General features: G+C 71.7%; 17 protein-coding genes. 6 read left to right on the top strand and 11 right to left on the bottom strand.

The genetic code is table 11. The features are described 5' to 3' along the window. Positions 1-203: 203 nt before the first annotated feature. The 9 genes from J2S43_RS15555 to J2S43_RS15515 form a co-directional block, all read right to left on the bottom strand. The gene (locus J2S43_RS15555) at positions 204-593 is read right to left on the bottom strand and encodes a YccF domain-containing protein (protein WP_306829784.1); all 390 of its coding nucleotides are present in this window, start codon (positions 591-593) and stop codon (positions 204-206) included. Between the two features lie 421 nt (positions 594-1,014). Continuing rightward, the gene (locus J2S43_RS15550; RefSeq protein WP_306829782.1) at positions 1,015-1,767 is read right to left on the bottom strand and encodes an SDR family oxidoreductase; all 753 of its coding nucleotides are present in this window, start codon (positions 1,765-1,767) and stop codon (positions 1,015-1,017) included. A gap of 74 nt (positions 1,768-1,841) precedes the next feature. Then, positions 1,842-2,681: a helix-turn-helix transcriptional regulator gene (locus tag J2S43_RS15545; protein WP_306829780.1), complete on the bottom strand. Its 840-nt coding sequence runs from the start codon at positions 2,679-2,681 to the stop codon at positions 1,842-1,844. A gap of 205 nt (positions 2,682-2,886) precedes the next feature. Further along, a complete protein-coding gene (locus J2S43_RS15540; protein ID WP_306829779.1) occupies positions 2,887-3,021 on the bottom strand; it encodes a hypothetical protein in 135 nt (44 codons plus the stop codon). Between the two features lie 4 nt (positions 3,022-3,025). Continuing rightward, positions 3,026-4,300 (bottom strand): hypothetical protein, encoded by a 1,275-nt coding sequence (locus J2S43_RS15535; protein ID WP_306829777.1) that lies wholly within the window; start codon positions 4,298-4,300, stop codon positions 3,026-3,028. Positions 4,301-4,465: 165 nt separating this feature from the next. After that, on the bottom strand, positions 4,466-5,308 hold the full coding sequence (locus tag J2S43_RS15530; protein ID WP_306829775.1) for a hypothetical protein: 843 nt from the start codon (positions 5,306-5,308) through the stop codon (positions 4,466-4,468). Next, entirely contained in the window at positions 5,305-6,126 is an 822-nt protein-coding gene (locus J2S43_RS15525) for a DUF6879 family protein (RefSeq protein ID WP_306829773.1), read from the bottom strand. The genes J2S43_RS15530 and J2S43_RS15525 overlap by 4 nt, the downstream gene beginning before the upstream one ends. Before the next feature lie 157 nt (positions 6,127-6,283). Continuing rightward, positions 6,284-7,750 carry a sensor domain-containing diguanylate cyclase gene (locus J2S43_RS15520; RefSeq protein ID WP_306829771.1) on the bottom strand — a complete coding sequence of 489 codons (1,467 nt, stop codon included), beginning with the start codon at positions 7,748-7,750 and terminating at the stop codon, positions 6,284-6,286. 115 nt (positions 7,751-7,865) lie between these two features. Then, positions 7,866-8,105 (bottom strand): hypothetical protein, encoded by a 240-nt coding sequence (locus tag J2S43_RS15515; protein ID WP_306829769.1) that lies wholly within the window; start codon positions 8,103-8,105, stop codon positions 7,866-7,868. Positions 8,106-8,245: 140 nt separating this feature from the next. On the opposite strand from J2S43_RS15515, the gene J2S43_RS15510 reads away from it, so the two are divergent. After that, positions 8,246-9,106, top strand: coding sequence for a sigma-70 family RNA polymerase sigma factor (locus J2S43_RS15510; RefSeq protein ID WP_306829767.1), 861 nt, complete (start codon positions 8,246-8,248; stop codon positions 9,104-9,106). A 57-nt stretch (positions 9,107-9,163) separates the two neighbouring features. On the opposite strand, the gene J2S43_RS15505 is transcribed toward J2S43_RS15510, so the two are convergent. After that, a complete protein-coding gene (locus tag J2S43_RS15505) occupies positions 9,164-10,030 on the bottom strand; it encodes a DUF4394 domain-containing protein (RefSeq protein WP_306829765.1) in 867 nt (288 codons plus the stop codon). A 223-nt stretch (positions 10,031-10,253) separates the two neighbouring features. After that, positions 10,254-11,987, bottom strand: coding sequence for a methyl-accepting chemotaxis protein (locus tag J2S43_RS15500; protein ID WP_306829764.1), 1,734 nt, complete (start codon positions 11,985-11,987; stop codon positions 10,254-10,256). Between the two features lie 146 nt (positions 11,988-12,133). Between J2S43_RS15500 and J2S43_RS15495 the strand changes: the two genes are divergently transcribed. The 5 genes from J2S43_RS15495 to J2S43_RS15475 are packed head-to-tail and all read left to right on the top strand — an operon-like array spanning position 12,134 to position 16,426. After that, on the top strand, positions 12,134-12,721 hold the full coding sequence (locus J2S43_RS15495; RefSeq protein ID WP_306829762.1) for a chemotaxis protein CheW: 588 nt from the start codon (positions 12,134-12,136) through the stop codon (positions 12,719-12,721). Continuing rightward, positions 12,721-13,557, top strand: a complete 837-nt coding sequence (locus J2S43_RS15490) for a CheR family methyltransferase (protein ID WP_306829760.1) — start codon at positions 12,721-12,723, stop codon at positions 13,555-13,557. Before J2S43_RS15495 ends, J2S43_RS15490 begins: the two co-directional genes overlap by 1 nt. Then, positions 13,550-14,098 (top strand): chemotaxis protein CheD, encoded by a 549-nt coding sequence (locus tag J2S43_RS15485; RefSeq protein WP_306829758.1) that lies wholly within the window; start codon positions 13,550-13,552, stop codon positions 14,096-14,098. Before J2S43_RS15490 ends, J2S43_RS15485 begins: the two co-directional genes overlap by 8 nt. Further along, on the top strand, positions 14,095-15,390 hold the full coding sequence (locus J2S43_RS15480) for a protein-glutamate methylesterase/protein-glutamine glutaminase (protein ID WP_306829756.1): 1,296 nt from the start codon (positions 14,095-14,097) through the stop codon (positions 15,388-15,390). Before J2S43_RS15485 ends, J2S43_RS15480 begins: the two co-directional genes overlap by 4 nt. Beyond that, positions 15,383-16,426 (top strand): methyl-accepting chemotaxis protein, encoded by a 1,044-nt coding sequence (locus J2S43_RS15475; RefSeq protein WP_306829754.1) that lies wholly within the window; start codon positions 15,383-15,385, stop codon positions 16,424-16,426. Before J2S43_RS15480 ends, J2S43_RS15475 begins: the two co-directional genes overlap by 8 nt.

Here is a 16,426-nt window from a genome sequence, read left to right as displayed (position 1 = left end):
GGTGATGCGGTGGCGCGGGCGAGGCGTGGGACGTGGTCGTGCGCGGCCGCGTGCGGTGGCGCGGTGGCGCACGTGGTGCGTGAAGCTCGTGGCACTGAGCGGCCCCCCGGTCGTACCCCCGATTCCGGTCTATCGTGCGCGCAAGCACGGGTGGTGACTGCGTAAAAGACGGATTGTGAACAGGTCGGTCCGGCGAGCGTGGGTCAGGCGCGGTCGTCGATGTCGACGATCTCCTGGCCGAGCGGCCAGAACGCGGCCGGAACCAGCTTGAAGTTCGCGATGCCGAACGGGATGCCGATGATCGTGACGCACTGTGCGATGCCGGCCGTGATGTGCGAGAGCGCGAGCCACCAGCCGGCCAGCACCACCCAGAGCACGTTGGCCAGGCCGGACGCGACGCCCGCGCTCGGCTTCGGGACGATCGTGCGGCCGAACGGCCAGAGGGAGTAGACGGCGAGCCGGAGCGAGGCCACGCCGAACGGGATCGTCACGATCAGCGCGAAGCAGATCAGTGCGGCGATGCCGTAGCCGATGGCGAGCAGGATGCCGCTGCCGAAGATCAACCACAGGACGTTGAGCAGAAAGCGGATCATGCGGTCGATTGTGGTACCCCACGTCCACCGGGCAAGGACTCGGCGAGTCCGGTGTGGCGCAGGGCGCCGTCAGTACTCGTCGCCGCAGAGTTCCGAGTCGGCGGCCTTCTCCAGCAGCCGTTCGAGCTGCGACCGCTCCTCGGTGGAGAGCGCCGCGAAGAGGTCGTCCGGCCTCGTGCTACTTCGCCGGTGCGGTGATCGCGCACCTTCGTGCCAAGGACGTCCAGGGCGTGCTGATGCCCGCCGCGCTCGCGTCCTTCGCCGCGGTCACGCTCGCGCTCGCCATCGCCTCGGCCTGAACCCGCCGATCGCCGCGCGATGATGCCATCGCCGCGCGATGATGCCATCGCCGCGCGGTGATGCCATCGCCACCGGTGGAGGCGTCGGGGACCCGGCCGCCGCGGGGGTGCCGCCGCCGGGGTCAGGAGCGGTAGCGGCCGCTGAGCACGCCCAGGACGTCGGCATAGCGGCCCTCGGCCACGGCGTTGCGCTGCCACTTGACGCGCTCGACCAGGATCTGCTCGGCGTTCGGGTCGGTCTCCAGCAGGCTCATCACCTCGTCGAGGAGATCCTCGAGGGGCATCGCCACGTCGGAGTTCTGCTGGTTCATCAGCGTGGTCCGGGTGGCCGGCGGGACCAGCTCGATCACCTGGACGTCGCTCTTGTGCAACTGCACCCGCAGGCTCTCGGTGAAGGAGTGGATCGCGGCCTTCGTGGCGTTGTAGGCCGGCGTGGCCGGCAGCGGCACGTAGGCCAGGCCGGAGCTGACGGTCATCACGGTGGCGGCCGGCTGGGCGAGCAGCCCGGGCAGGAACGCGTGGATCAGCCGGATCGGGCCGAGCAGGTTGACCTCGACGGTGCGCTCGGCGACGTCCAGCGACGCCGGGTCGCGAAGGTCCTCCGGCTCCATGATGCCGGCCATGGTGATCAGGGTGTCCAGGCCCGGGTAGCGGGTGGCGAGCGCGTCGCGGGCCGCGGCTATCGACGCCGGGTCGGTGGTGTCGATCGCGATCGTGTCCAGGCCGGGGTGCTCGGCGGCGATCTGCTCCAGCAGTGCGGTGCGACGGCCGCCGACGATGACGGTGTTGCCCCTGTCCCGCAGGCGCAGGGCCAGGCCGAGACCGATGCCGGAGGTCGCGCCGGGGATGAAGACGGTGTTTCCGCTGATGTTCACGGGGTTCCTTCGTTCTGATGCCGGGCACGCGGAAGCGTCCGCGGTTCCGCGGCGATGAATGAGAGAGGTGGGACTCAGGCGAACTTCTGATTCCCGAGTACGTCGAGGAATGCGATCTGCTCGTGGGCGTGCGATCCGGGACGCGGCCGGAAGAGAATGAGACGATGGCCGGTGGCCGGACTCAGCACCACGTCGCATTGCAGGTCGAGTTCGCCGACCAGTGGGTGCCGGATGAGTTTCGGCGCCGACGTCAGCGTCGCCACCTGCTGCCCCGCCCACAGCTCACGGAACTCCGCGCTGCGGTCGAGCAGATCGGCGACCAGCCCCTGAGCGAACCGGTCGCCCGCCGAGCGCTGGGCGACACCGGCGCGCAGGTCGGCCGCGTAGGCCGCGCCGATGCGCCCGTGCTCGGCCGGGTCGTTGCCGTCCCGCGACGCCGGGTCGGCGAACCAGCGCCACGTGACGTTGGATTCGTAACCGGGCAGTCCGGTCCAGACGCCCAGCAGGTTCCGCGCCGCGCGGTTCTGGGCGACGACCGTGAGCAGGTCGTCGGACACCTGGGCCGGCGTGTGCTCGAGCGCGTCCAGCAGGTACAACATCGCCGGATCGACGTGGGCCAGGTGCGAGCGGGGCTCCGGCGGCTGCTGCCCGGCGAGGCGGAACAGGTAGTCCTGCTCGTCGCCGGTGAGCCGGATGGCGCGGGCCAGGCTGGCCAGCGCCGCGGAGGAGGGGGTGCGCACCCTGCCCTGCTCCAGCCGGGAGTAGTAGTCCGGCGAGAGCGCCGCCAGGTTCGCGACCTCCTCGCGGCGCAGGCCGGGAGTGCGGCGCCGGCCGCCACCGGGCAGGCCCACGTCCTCGGGTCGTAAGCGTTCCCGCCGGTGGCGGAGAAATTCGCCGAGCGCTCTGTCGTCCATGCCGGCCTCCCTTCTCTCTGGCGTGAACTCAGCATCGCCGGAAGGAAGCGGGATATGAAGGCCACGTTCAGCCTAGGTGTCCCGCACCCTGGCTATCGCCCATTCCGTGGCGGGACCTCCTCTCGGCGCCGCGAAGCCGGGGGAGGACCGGCAGAAAGCGGGAGAGGACCGGCAGACAGAACTTCTCCCGGCTTCGCGGCGCGCCTCACTTCGGCACGCCGGCCCCGAACGCCATCACCACGCCGACGACTCGGTCCGGCACAGGCCGCACCGGCCCGAGCACGGCGCCGACGAGAAGCGCGAACCCGCCGACGAAGCCCCAGAACGCCGCTTCCAGCATCGGCTTATCGGACGGCGAAGATCGCCTGGTCGTCGCCCGGCGTCAGGTCCGGGACGGGGGCGCCGCCGAGCGCGCGGCGGTAGGCGACGGCCGTGCCCTGCGGTGCGGACTCACCGTCGCGGCGGACGACGAGCAGGAGGCTCAGCTCGTCGCCGGTCTCGAGGTCACCGAGCCGGCACTGCACCGCGAACTCGCCGGCCGACGCCGTCCCGGTGGTCGTTCCGGGAGTCGTTTCGGGCACCGGTGTGGAGAGCGGGACCGAGCGGCCGGCCGTGGTGGGGACCGCCCACGGGGGAGCCGAGCGAATCTCCAGGCAGGCGTCCCAGCCCTGCACCTGCGCGCTCAACGGCCCGCCCGGGTCGAGCGTCAGCCAGACGTCGTCCGCGAGGACTCCGCCGCGGTTGCCGACCGTCAGCGAGATCGTGCCCTCGCCGTGCGCGTCGTAGGTGAGGTTTCCACTCCGTACCCACAGATCGGCTCTTGCCCTCGACGACGGGTTCGCCAGCGGCGTGAACGACGGCAGGGAGCCGGTGAACTGGCCGTTCCCGATGTACCAGAAGTCCGCATCCTGGTAGCGGGTCCACTCCACGGGCTGATCCGCGTACGGCTGGAGGTCACCGGCCGTCACCGTGACCGCGCCGCCCTCCGCCACCCGGATCGCGGTCAGCCACTGCACGGTCGTCCCGGTCGTCGCGGTCACCACGCCGATCGGCACCACGTCCGCCCCGAGCCGGGTGAACGCGACCGCCGCCTCCGGCCCCGCCGACTCCTTCAGCACGCAGCGCAGCACCACGACCGCATCCGCCGCCCCGTCACCGTCCACGTCGCCGTGCGAGATCGCGGTGGCCAGGACCGCGCCGGCAGCGACCGCATCCGCGTCCGTGGCCGTGATCCCGCTGGTCGGACAGGTCCAGCCCGCCGGCACCTGCGGGAGCGCGAAGTCTCGCAGCTCGTCCACGGCGATCGGCCCGGACTTCGGCGGTGTGGGCGTGGGCGTGGGTGTGGGCGTCGGTTCCGGCGCCTCCACGCCCGCGGGCACCACGCCGGGCGGCCCCTCCCGCGGCGCGTCCGGCAGCATCCCCGCGTAGACGATCGCCGGCGACGCTATCAGCGCGGCCGTGAGCAGCACCGCCGCGACCATCCCGGTCTGCCGCCCCGCCCGCCGCCGACGGAGCCGACGGACCTTGCGCGGCCGCCGGCCGACGGCCAGGACCTGGGTGTCCAGATTGTGGAACACCACACCCAGCCCGCTGTCCCGCTCGTCCTCCCGCTGCGCCATCCCCCGATGCTGCCAGCCACAGGTTGCGCCCCGGCCACACCACCCCCGGAATGTCATGAGAACTACACCGCACCACCCTTCGGTGAGCACGGCATTCCACCACCCAGCACGGCAAGACCGGACAAAAACGCCTATTCCCGGACGGGTGAGTTCCGTGGTGGGGCGTCAGCGACCGCGACCGGATCCCGGCGTGACGTCTCCGGGCGCCGGATCGGTTCGCCGTCCCGGCCCGCCGCCGGTGGAGAGCAGCACGGCTGTGATCGTCAGGTGAGCGGCCCAGGCGGCCGTCAGGGACCAGGCGGTGCCGAGCGGGGTGGCCAGGTGGAACGTGGCGAGGAACGCGACCAGGGCCAGGGAGGCGCGGGCGAACTGGTGGGTGAAGGCGGGGAGGGCGCGGCGGGTCTCGATGACCACGAGGACGCCGGAGTACGGGAACGTCACCACGAAGGCCTGCAGCACGCCGGCGAGCTGTGAGATCAGCAGTGCGGCGCCGACCACGATCGCCACCTGTGCTGGGCTCGGGCGTCGCGGCGGCTCGGCCGGTGCCGGCGCGGGTGGCGCGGGTGGCGCGGGCGGCGCGGGCGGCGCGGGCGGCACGAGTGGCGCGGGTGGCACGGGCGGCACGAGTGGCGCGGGTGGCGCGGGTGGCTGGCGGCGCAGGGCGGCGACCGCCCACAGTGCGCAGACCGCGGCCAGCACCGGCAGGAACGGCAGGCCGCCGAGGGCGGTCAACGGCCAGGCGACCAGGAGGTACGCGATGATGGCGCCCGCGTCGGCGAGCAGGATGTGCAGGCCGGCCCGGTGGTGCAGCAGGCTCGCGGCCACGAAGAACAGGACCAGCAGGACCACGCCGATCAGGTGCCGGGCGTCGACCGGGGCGCCGGAGGCGAGCAGCGCCAGGCTCATCGGCAGCGGAAGGCTGTAGACGACGGCCTTCCATCGCAGCGACGGGACCAGGCGGACCGCGACCACGACGGCCGCGATCAGCAGCGCGGACGCGACGGTCACGGGCGGGCTCGCTCGACGCAGGCGTCGGCCAGGTCGCGCAGTCGCCGTACCGTGCCGGGGTCGTGGTGGAAGATGTTGCCGCTGATGCCGCCGAACGGGTTCATCTCGGCCTGCCAGGCGTGGCTGTCGTCCCAGATGACCATGTTGACCAGCAGGTCGCGGGGTGCGTCCGCGTGATCGAGCACGAGCGTGCGGACGCCGGCGGCGGACTGTTCGGCGAGCAGCGCGGCGAACGCGGGTTCGGTCCGGTCGGCGACGATGAAGACCCGGGTGATCTGGACGCCGCGGGCGATCGCGGCGGTGTTCGCCCGCCAGTAGTCGCGCCCGAGCGTGGCGGTCCACCAGTCCGGGCCGACCGCGGTGATGTTGGTGACGGCCTGCATGCGGCGCCGGCACTGCTGGGTGCGCTCGACGAGCTGGGCCGCGTCCCAGGACGCGGTGCGCAGCTGGCCGCGGGACAGTCCTTCCAGCTCCTCCACGAAGTGCCGGCAGCGGCGGCGCAGTTCGTCGCGCGCGTTCCGGTCCGGGTACTGCGCGGAGATCCGGCCGGTCAGCTCCAGGATCCGGGTGAGTTCGGGGCGCAGTGCCGGGACCGCGTCCACCTGGTCGCGGATCTCGGCCCGCCGTTCGGCGCGCAGCCCGGCACCGACCACGAACGCCAGCGTCGACCCGGCCAGCGCGACCAGGATCGCCTCGCCGGGCCCGGCCCAGTCGACGAGGTTGAGCGCCACGCCGAGCGCGGCCGAGGCGGCCACCCCGGCCGCGGCCAGCCGCTCATCGAACGATCTTCGGAGCAGCCCCACGGGTCCGTCAGCCATGCCGCCACCCTAGGCACCACCAGCAACAGTGTCACCACGCAGGGTGTGCGGGCTGCGGCGTCAGCGGCTGACGGGCCGTCACCCAGGCCGGTGACGGCCGCTGTGTAAGCCGGTGACGCGTCACCGCACGAGCCGGTGACGCCACCGCGGGCGGGGGTCAGGCGAAGACCGGGCCGGTGCCCTTGTTGCGCTTCGCGCCGTACATGGCGCCGTCGGCGAGTTTGAGGACCTCGTCGGCCTCGTACTCCTGGCCGTCCGGCGGGGCGCCGGCGTCGTCGACCATGGCGACGCCGATGCTGGGGATGACGCGGGCGGGCTCGTCGCCGCCGACCGGGATCGGGGCGGCGCAGTTGTCGATCATGCGTTGGGCGACGGAGCGGGCGGACTCGCGGTCGCCGATCGCGTGGCAGACGACCACGAACTCGTCGCCACCCAGCCGGGCGACGACGTCACCGGCGCGCAGGACCTCGGTCAGCCGGGCCGCGGTGACGCGCAGGACCTCGTCGCCCGCGTCGTGGCCCATGGTGTCGTTGACCTTCTTGAAGCCGTCCAGGTCCAGGAAGAACACGCCCATCGGCGGCGTGCCCGGCCGCCACCGCTTCAGCGTCTGGGTCAGGTGGTGGATGAGGAAGCGCCGGTTCGGCAGCCCGGTCAGCGCGTCGTTGAGCGCCAGCCGTTCCTTGCGGCGCTGCTCGGTCACGTCGTGGTTGACCATGATCGCGGCGAACGAGCTGCCGGACTGCTCCGGCAGGCCGGTCAGCGAGCACTTGATCTCGACCTCTTCGCCGTCCGCGCGGCGCTGCCGCAGCTCGCCGTTCCACACGCCGGTCTCCCGGATGTACGGAATGACGTCCTCGAACGTGAGCGGCTCACCGTCCTCGTCGAGGAATCGCGTGTCGAGCAGCGCATGCGCGTCGCAGCCGACCGCATCCGCGAGGCTGTAGAGGTAGACGCCCTCGGCCGCGGTGTTCCAGGTGACGACGCGGCCGTCGCCGTCCCAGGAGACGATCACGTCGGAGACCTGGTTGACGATCTCGGCCTGGGCGCGCATCTCCTCGAACGCGACCGCGGACCCGTTGAGCAGGTCGACGGTGGACAGGCTGGTCGCGGCCATCTCCGCGACGGCCTGCAGGTAGGCGAGCTCGTCCTCGGTGAACGCGTCGCCGCCGGTGTCCCGGGTGACGACCAGGATGCCGGTCGGGTGGCCCTCGGCGCGCAGCGGCTGGATCGAGGCGGCCGCGATGCCGCGCGCGGTCAGGCCGGCGACCAGCGCCGGGTCGAGCGCGTCGAGGTTGGTGCGGATCTCGGCCGGGTCGAGCACGGCGCCGACGCCGCTGATCGTGACCGCGGTGACGAAGCCGTCGTAGTCGCCGACCGTGATGGTGCCCGGCGCCTGCCTGAGCACCTGCTCGGCGGCCGGATCGCGGTGCGTGGCGCCGATCCGGGTCAGCATGCGGTGCGTGCCGGACTGGGTCCACAGGGTCGCGCTGTCCGCGATGATCGTGGCGGCCTGGACGACGACCGCCGCCAGCCGCGCCGGGTCGGCGAGCGCGCTGTTCCCGGCGCGCGCGATCCCGACGAGCGCCCGCAGGCGTGCCGTGTCGTTCATCGTTGCAGCCACCATGGCCATCCTCCTCCCCGCACACGCGCTTCGGGCAGCTCTGTGTGACTTCGCGGGTACGAATCGCCTTTTCGGCGTGCGCGCCGCCTGTCTGAGGAAAGGGAACGTGAACCGGGTCTCAGCGGGCCGGGGACATGCCACCGGGTGACCGGCGGCGCGGCTGCGCCCAGGTGATCATCCCGGCCGGGATGATCAGCGCGCGGGAGAAGAGGCGGTACCCGGGCACGGCCGCGGCCGGCGGTGCCCGGCCGGCACCCGCGGAGACGAGCGCGGCGAGCGGGCCGGCCTCGATGCCGGCGGGCCTGACCGGCATCTGCCGCACCGGCGGCAGCCGTCTCCAGCGCCGTAGGAACACCACGTCCCTGATGCTCCCCGGGCTGAGGCTTTCCCGGATCGGTACAACCGGATCGCAACTTTCGCCCAACCGCCGGTGCACCCCACGCACCGGAGAGTTCTCCCTGGCCAGCGACGTGCTGACTTCCACGGGGGGAACCGCAGATGAGCTCTTTCACCACCACGCTGAGTGACCGCGAGCGCGAGGACATGATCCGCGCCAACATGGCTCTGGTCGGTCACCTGGTCCGGGACATGCTCGGCCGCGTCCCGGCGCACGTCAACCGCGACGATCTGACCTCCGCCGGCCTGGCCGCGCTGGTCACCGCGGCGCGCGGCTTCGACCCGGACCGGGGCATCCCGTTCCACCGGTTCGCCGTGACCCGCATCCGCGGCGCGCTGCTGGACGAGCTGCGCGGCCTGGACTGGGCGTCCCGGTCGGTGCGCAGCCGCGCCCGGCAGGCCGACACCGGCCGGCAGGCGCTGACCGCGACGCTGGGCCGCACGCCCACGCCGCAGGAGCTGGCCGAGTACCTCGGCGTCCCGGTGTCGGAGATCAACTCGACCGCGGACGACGTGCAGCGGGCCGTGGTGCTGTCGCTGCAGGGCTTCACCACCGGCAGCGCGGACGACATGGTCACCGAGTCGACGCTCGGCCCCGAGGACATGCTGGTGCACCGGGAGCGGATCGGCTACCTGCACAACGCGATCGAGGCGCTGCCGGAGCGGCTGCGGATCGTGATCACCCGGTACTTCCTGAACGAGGAACCGATGGCGGTCATCGCGGCCGAGCTGAACGTCACCGAGTCGCGGATCTCGCAGCTGCGCGCGGAGGCGCTGACGCTGCTCAAGGACGGCCTGAACACGCACCTGGACCCGGGGCAGGTCGAGCCGTCCGGCCGCCCGGACGGCTGCGTGGCCCGCCGCCGCGCCACCTACTTCGCGCAGATCGGCGACAAGGGCACGCTGAACAGCCGGCTCTCGTTCACCAACCACCAGGGGCTGCCCACGCACCTGGCCGCGTAACGCATACCCGGCAAGGCCCGCCACCCTCCCGTTGAGGTGGCGGGCCCTGCCGGCTCGTTACAGCGCGATCGCGATCTCGACGACGTCCAGCGGGAAGTCGTCCACCCGCGTGGCGAAGCCGGAGGTCAGATCGATCTGGTACTCCGTGGAGATCAGGCTGATCGGGTCGACGAACACGGCGAACGCGGTGTTGCCGACCGCGCGCTTGTCGGTGTTGAGCGTGGTGTTGATGTCGAAGCCGGTGTTCAGTGACGGGTCCACGCCGAACTGCCCGATCGGGAACAGCGTGCCGTTGGCCGGCGGGTTCTGCAGCGACAGCTGGTTCTTGACCGTGTCGATGTCGAACAGCAGCGTGGCCGTGGTGTTCGACAGGTCGTTGTTGGTGTACGCGACGCCGGTGATGCCGGTGGCGGTCGCGCCGGTGGCCCCGTCGGTCAGCCCGGTCTGCGCCGTGGTGGTGTTGGTGTTGAGGTCGTAGCTGAGGTTCTGGCCGTGGTTGCTGACGATCCGCAGCCGGTCCGCGGCCGGATTGAAGTCCACGCCGAACGACTGGCCGTTCAGCGCGACGCCGAGCTGGCCGACCTTCGTCAGGACCGGCGGGTTGGACGTGCCCGGCGGCGGCAGCGTGATCCGGTAGATGCCGCCGTAGTTGCCGGCGCCGTAGAGCTGGCCGTCCTGCACCCGGAAGTCCAGGCCGATCAGCGAGGTGTCGGTCATCAGCCCGCTGACCCGCCGCACCCAGTCGTTCTGGCCCGGGTTGTCCGTCTTCCAGGCCAGCATGCGCTGGCCGTCGGTCAGCAGCCCGATGGCCTGCAGGCTGGGCGTGGCCGCCTGGCTCGCGGCCGGCTGGGACACGACGATCCCGATCGTCGCCGCCACGACCACCACGGTGGCCGCGAGAATCCTCGTGAGACGCGCTTTCATGGTTCCTCCCCCAGTTCGAATGACGAACAGAAGCTATGCGGGGGTACGGGATGCGCGCTGGACGCGGACTGGACGCCACCCACGGGCGGCGTCCAGTCGGCGTCCCGGCGGCCGGCGACGGCCGGTCCGGCAAAGCCTGTATCGACGTGGGAGACGGGCTGCGGCGAGACCCAGGCGCCGCCTGGCCGCGCGCCTCGCTCCGGCCCTCACGTCGATACAGGCTTCAGAAGCGGTCGAACTTGGCCTCGATCTCCGGCGCGAAGGCGTCCTGGTCGCGGCGGGAGTAGGACGGGCCGCCGGCGACCGACGCGCCCTGTGCGGAGTAGTAGCCGGTGCCGTTGCCGCCCATCCGGCCCGCGTGCTCCCGACCGGAGTAGTCGGCGCCGGCGTAGTCCGGGCGAGTGCGCCGGACCGGGCCGCCGACCTGGAAGAAGTCCATCATCGTCTGCAGCTGCGTGGTCTGCGCGGACATCTCCTCCGCGGTCGCGGCCAGCTCCTCGCTGCTCGACGCGGTCTGCTCGGTGACCTTGCCGATCTGGTTCATCGCGATGTTGATCTGGCGGACGCCGGTGGACTGCTCGCCGCTGGCCGCCGCGATCTCCTGCACCAGGTCGGAGGTGCGGATGATGCTCGGGATGATCGTGTTGAGCAGGCTGCCGGCCCGTTCCGCGGTCTCCACGCTGCCGGACGCGAGTTCGCTGATCTCCTGCGCCGCCACCTGGCTGCGCTCCGCGAGCTTGCCGACCTCGGTGGCGACCACGGCGAAGCCCTTGCCGTGCTCGCCGGCGCGCGCGGCCTCGATGGTGGCGTTCAGCGCGAGCATGTTCGTCTGGAACGCGATGTCGTCGATGATCCCGATCTTGCTGGTGATCTCCTTCATCGCGTCCACGGTCTTCTGCACCGCCTCGCCGCCTTCCAGTGCCTCCGCGCGCGCCTGCGCGGCCATCTCCTCGGTCGCGCGCGCGTTGTCGCTGTTCTGCGCGATGCCGGCGGTCATCTGTTCGAGGCTGGACGTGGTCTCCTCGATGCTGGACGCCTGTTCGGTCGCGGCCTGGGAGAGGCTCTGCGACGCGCCGCTGATCTGGCTGGCCGCGTTGTTGATCTGCGCGGACGAGTCGATCACGGTGCTGACCGTCTCGGAGAGCCGGTCGAGCGCGCTGTTGAGCGCCACGCCCATCCGGCCGACCTCGTCCCGGCTGTCGACCTCGAGGCGCTGGTCGAGACGGCCGGCCGCGAGCCCGGTGAGCACCCGGACGGTGCGTTCCAGCGGACGGGAGATCGACCGGGTGATCACCTGCACCATGGCGAACGTGAAGACCAGCGCGAACACGATGAGGCCGATCAGCACGGTCCGCCCGGTGGCGTGAGCGGTGGCGGAGGTGTCGATGGAGCTCTTGGCGGCGGCGTCCTCGGCGTCGAGGAGCTTCGTCATCGTCTCGTCGATCGAGGCGGAGATCGGCGACACCTGCTCCGCCACGATCTGGTTGAACAGCGTGATGTCGTCGGACTCCGCGGCCGGGACCAGCTTGTCCTGCACGATCGCGCGATAGTCGGCGAAATGCTGGTCGGCGCTGCTGCGGTCCGCGTCGGCACCGGCGATGTCCAGACCCAGCACGACAGCCCAGGCCGCGCTCAGGCCGGCCTGGGTCTCCTCGACGCGGGCCGTCCCCGTGTCGTTCTCCGCCTCGGTCTGCGCCATGCCGAGCGCCCGGGTCGCGATGCGGGAGTCGCGGTAGACGATCGCGACGTCGTCGAGCGACTTCGTGTTGTGCAGATGCACGGTGTACATCTTCTCCAGGCGCTCCTGGGTGCTGTCGGCCTGGACGATGCCGACCACCCCGACCACCCCGAGCAGGATGCAGGTGGTCAGGGCCATCCAGCGCAGTTTCCAGGCGACCGACAGGTTCTTGAACGAGAATCCCGACGACGGGGGCCGGGCATGCGTCGTGTCCGCCATGGCTGCGAGACTCCTCGGTTGATCGTCTGTATTGCCAGCTCAGCCTAGGTCGGACCCACTCCGCCCAAACGACAAAAACTCATATTTCATCTTTTGTCGTGCCTCGCGGTGATCAAATGGTGCGAGCCGACGGGAGAGTGATCAGTGTGAGCGACGTGTCCACCGCGACGAAGACCAAGACCGGTTCCGGCCGGTTCCTCACCTTCACGCTGAACGACGAGGCGTACGCGCTCGACATCTTCCACGTGCTGGAGATCCTCGAGTACCGGAACCTCACGGTGGTGCCGATGATGCCGCCGTTCATCCGCGGCGTGATCAACCTGCGGGGTCGCGCGGTGCCCGTGATCGACCTGGCCATCCGGTTCGACCGCGGCACCACCGAGGTCCGGCGCCGGACCAGCATCATCATCGTGCACATCGACGAGACCGGCCTCGAGCCCGGGCCCGGCGGCACCGACGGCGACGGCGGCCAGGACATCGGCATCCTGGTCGACTCCGTCAACAAGGTGGTCGCGCTCGGTGCGGAGGACGTCGAGCCGGCGCCCAGCTTCGGCTCCGGGATCCGGGCCGACTACATCAGCGGGATGGCCCGCCGCGACGGAGACTTCCTGATTCTGCTGGATGTCGGCAACGTTCTGTCGATCAGTGACATGGTCACCCTGGGCGAAGCCGCCCGGGCGCGCGGCCGTGCCACCGACTCCGACTCCGATGATCCCGCCGACGAAGGAATCTGATGCAGCAGTCGCTCACCAGCCGGCCCATCGGCCCGGACGAGTTCGCCTACATCACCGGCGTGCTCTACTCAGAGACCGGCATCCGGATGACGCCGGGCAAGGAGGCGCTGGTCACCGGCCGGCTCGACAAGCGGCTGCGCGCGCTCGGCCTCCGCGGCTACGGCGAGTACGTGCGCTACCTGAAGGGACAGCCGGCCGGCGGCCCGGAGCTGCGCCAGCTGATCAACCTGCTCACCACGAACGAGACGTTCTTCTTCCGCGAGCAGCAGCACTTCGACTTCATCCGGGACTCGGTCGTGCCGCAGCACGAGCCCACCCGGCCGTTCCGGCTGTGGAGTGCGGCCAGCTCCACCGGCGAGGAGGCGTACACCGCCGCGATGGTGCTCTCCGAGGCGATCCCGGGCCGGCGCTGGGAGATCGTCGGCACGGACATCTCCACCCGCGTGGTCGAGGGAGCGCAGCTCGGCATCTACCCGCTCGCGGCGGCCGACAAGATCCCGCGGCAGATGCTGCGGAAGTACTGCCTGCGGGGCCGGGACGAGTACGACGGCAGCATGGCGGTCGGCCGTGACCTGCGCTCCCGGGTCGCGTTCCACCGGCACAACCTGATGGAGAACCTCGGGCACCTCGGCCTGTTCGACGTCATCATGCTCCGCAACGTCATGATCTACTTCGACCCGGAGACGAAGCAGCAGCTGGTCACGCGGTTGCAGGAGATGCTCCAGCCGGGCGGGCACCTGATCGTCGGCCGGTCCGAGTCACTGAACGCGATCCCGTCGCGGCTGGTCATGGTCGAACCGTCGATCTACCGGATCCCGGGGCAGCAGCGTGGCTAGTCTCGTGGAGGTGGTGCTGAACCCGGGCGAGTTCTGCTTCGGCGGTGCCGACACCCGCATCCACACGCTGCTGGGGTCGTGCGTGTCGATCACGCTCTGGCACCCGCGCAAGCGGGTCGGTGGGATGTGTCACTACATGCTGCCCACGCGTCGGCTGCCCGGCCCGGCCCGGCACCTCGACGGGCGATACGCCGATCACGCGCTACGGATGTTCCTGCACGAGATCGGCCGGCACGGCACCCGCCCCTCGGAGTACGTGGCGCGGATGTTCGGCGGCGGCAACCAGTTCCCGCCGGCGCAGCGCCGCGGCCGCGCGCCGGACGTGGCCCGGGACAACATCGACGCCGGGCTCGCGCTGCTCGACCGGCACGGCTTCCACCTGGCCGAGACGCACCTCGGCGGGCGCGGCGCGCGCCGGCTCTCGTTCGACGTCGCCACCGGCGACGTGGTGCTGCAGGCGGCGGTCCGGGCGGCGTCCACGGACGAGCCCGTGTGGTCGCGGGGACAGCGTGCCCGCGGCGGGAACGGGACTCCGGCATGACCCCGGGCGGCGGCCGGTCCATCGGCGTGCTCATCGTGGACGACTCCGCGGTGGTGCGGCAGGTGCTGACCGCGCGGCTCGCCGCCAGCCCCGGGATCGAGGTGATCGGCGCGGTCGCGGACCCGGTCTTCGCGATGGCCCACATGAACCGGGTCTGGCCGGACGTGGTGGTGCTCGACCTGGGGATGCCCCGGATGGACGGCCTGACGTTCCTCAAGAAGATCATGGCGGTACGGCCGACGCCGGTCGTCGTGTGCTCCGCGCTCACGGCACGCGGTGCCGAGACCGGTGTGGAGGCGCTCGCGGCCGGCGCGGTGGCGGTGATCCCGCGGCCGGTCACCGGACTCAAGCAGTTCGTGGAGGCACAGTCGGAGGACATCGTGGCGGCGGTGCGGGCCGCGGCAGCGCCGGGGCGCCGGGCGTACGTACCCGTGTCGCTCGATGATTCTGATCTGGCTCTCGCACCGTCAGGCGCGGCTCCTGCGCCGCCGTCGGCCCGGCCGGCTACCCGAACCACTCCGCGCCCGTCCGCCCCCGGCGTACCGTCTCACGCGCGGCCCGTGTCGCCGCGCACTCTGACCCGTGCGCAGCCCGCGGCGCCGTGGAACCCGCCTCCCGCCCAGCCCGTGACGCCATGGGACTCGCCTGCGGGGCAGCCCGCGGCGCCCTGGAACGCGCCGGTCCTGCCCGATCCGCCGGCAGACAAGCCGAACAAGGCGGTCGTGAGCGCGGAGCGGGTCGTGGCGATCGGGACGTCGACCGGGGGGACGAAGGCGCTCGAGGTGGTGCTGCCGGCACTGCCGCGGTCGACGCCCGGCGTGGTGATCGTGCAGCACATGCCGGAGCGGTTCACGGCCGCGTTCGCGCAGCGGCTCGACACGATGTGCCGCGTACGGGTGCGCGAGGCCGCGGACGGCGACGAGGTGCTGCCCGGAAACGTGCTGGTCGCGCCGGGTGGACGGCACATGGAGCTGATCCGGATGGGTCACACCTATCGGGTGCGCGTCTTCGACGGGCCGCCGGTCAACCGGCACCGGCCCTCGGTCGACGTGCTGTTCCGGTCCGTCGCGCGGGCCGCCGGCAACGCGGCGCTCGGTGTGATCATGACGGGCATGGGCGACGACGGCGCCCGTGGCCTGCTGGAGATGCGCAGGGCCGGCGCGTTCACGGTCGCGCAGGACGAGGCGACGTGCGTGGTGCACGGCATGCCGCACGAGGCCGTCACACTCGGCGCCGTCGACCGGGAGGCGCCGCTCGGATCCATCGCGGAGGTGATCCACCGGTATGGCTGAGGTGCTCTGGATTCTGCTGGGTGTGTGCGTGGGCGGGGTCGCCGGGTTCGGTGCGGGACGGCGGCGGGCCCCCTCCGCGGCGGTCGAGAGCGTGCGGGACGATCCGCATCTGCGCAGCGTGAGCCGGCTCACCGGGTCGCTGGCGCCGGTCTGGTCCGCGCAGCTCATCTCGTCGCGCGCACAGATGGAGACCGCGGTCGGCACGCTCACCGAACGCTTCGCCGAGATCGTCGAGAACCTGGACACCGTCCTCGAGTCGTCCACCGGCGTGCTCGACGAGGGACAGGGCGGCACGTTCGACCGCAGCCGGGAACGGCTCGGCGGCGTGGTCGGCACGCTCGACGACGCGCTCTCCTCCAAGCGCGCGACCGTCGCCGAGCTGCGCACGCTGCTCGCCTTCAACGACGAGCTGCGCCAGATGTCCGGCGAGGTCACCGCGATCGCGGCGCAGACGAACCTGCTCGCGCTGAACGCGTCGATCGAGGCCGCCCGGATCGGCCGGGCCGGCGCCGCGTTCGGCGTGGTCGCGGACGAGGTGCGGCAACTCGCGGACCGGTCCGCCGGCACCAGCGAGCGGATGGCCACCAAGGTCGGCCGGGTCGAGTCGACCATCCGGACGCTGCTCAGCCACGCGGAGGAGACCGCGGAACGCGAGGACGAGGCGGTTGCCGGCGCGAACGCGGAGGTCCAGGCCGTGCTCGACGACCTGCAGGGCGTGGTCGCCGGGTTCCGCGACTCGTCCGCGTCCCTGGAGCGGGCCGCGGTCGGCATCCGCGGCGACATCAGCGACTCGCTGGTCAACCTGCAGTTCCAGGACCGGGTCTGCCAGGTCCTGGAACACCTGCAGGCCAGCATCGACCGGCTGCCCGCGGTGGTCGAGGAGGCGGGCGAACGCGCGCGCACGGACGCGCCGCCGATCGACCCGGACGCTGTCCTCGGCGAGATGGAGGCCAGCTACACCATGGCCGAGGAGGTGGACGCGCACCGGTCGGGATCCGGCGCGCGGGTCCGCGATTCGGAGATCACGTTCTTCTAG

It is taken from the genome of Catenuloplanes nepalensis (genome assembly GCF_030811575.1).
GTDB classification, from domain to species: Bacteria; Actinomycetota; Actinomycetes; order Mycobacteriales; family Micromonosporaceae; genus Catenuloplanes; species Catenuloplanes nepalensis.
Note: the sequence above shows the minus strand (reverse complement) of the source record. Positions and strands in the feature narration are given on the sequence as shown.

Excerpts from the sequence above, each read along its gene's own strand:
- J2S43_RS15490 (WP_306829760.1), top strand. The coding sequence starts at position 12,721 with ATGCAGCAGTCGCTCACCAGCCGGCCCATCGGCCCGGACGAGTTCGCC.
- J2S43_RS15545 (WP_306829780.1), bottom strand. The coding sequence starts at position 2,681 with ATGGACGACAGAGCGCTCGGCGAATTTCTCCGCCACCGGCGGGAACGC.
- J2S43_RS15505 (WP_306829765.1), bottom strand. The coding sequence starts at position 10,030 with ATGAAAGCGCGTCTCACGAGGATTCTCGCGGCCACCGTGGTGGTCGTG.
- J2S43_RS15500 (WP_306829764.1), bottom strand. The coding sequence starts at position 11,987 with ATGGCGGACACGACGCATGCCCGGCCCCCGTCGTCGGGATTCTCGTTC.
- J2S43_RS15480 (WP_306829756.1), top strand. The coding sequence starts at position 14,095 with ATGACCCCGGGCGGCGGCCGGTCCATCGGCGTGCTCATCGTGGACGAC.
- J2S43_RS15540 (WP_306829779.1), bottom strand. The coding sequence starts at position 3,021 with ATGCTGGAAGCGGCGTTCTGGGGCTTCGTCGGCGGGTTCGCGCTTCTC.
- J2S43_RS15520 (WP_306829771.1), bottom strand. The coding sequence starts at position 7,750 with ATGGTGGCTGCAACGATGAACGACACGGCACGCCTGCGGGCGCTCGTC.
- J2S43_RS15535 (WP_306829777.1), bottom strand. The coding sequence starts at position 4,300 with ATGGCGCAGCGGGAGGACGAGCGGGACAGCGGGCTGGGTGTGGTGTTC.
- J2S43_RS15555 (WP_306829784.1), bottom strand. The coding sequence starts at position 593 with ATGATCCGCTTTCTGCTCAACGTCCTGTGGTTGATCTTCGGCAGCGGC.
- J2S43_RS15525 (WP_306829773.1), bottom strand. The coding sequence starts at position 6,126 with ATGGCTGACGGACCCGTGGGGCTGCTCCGAAGATCGTTCGATGAGCGG.
- J2S43_RS15475 (WP_306829754.1), top strand. The coding sequence starts at position 15,383 with ATGGCTGAGGTGCTCTGGATTCTGCTGGGTGTGTGCGTGGGCGGGGTC.
- J2S43_RS15510 (WP_306829767.1), top strand. The coding sequence starts at position 8,246 with ATGAGCTCTTTCACCACCACGCTGAGTGACCGCGAGCGCGAGGACATG.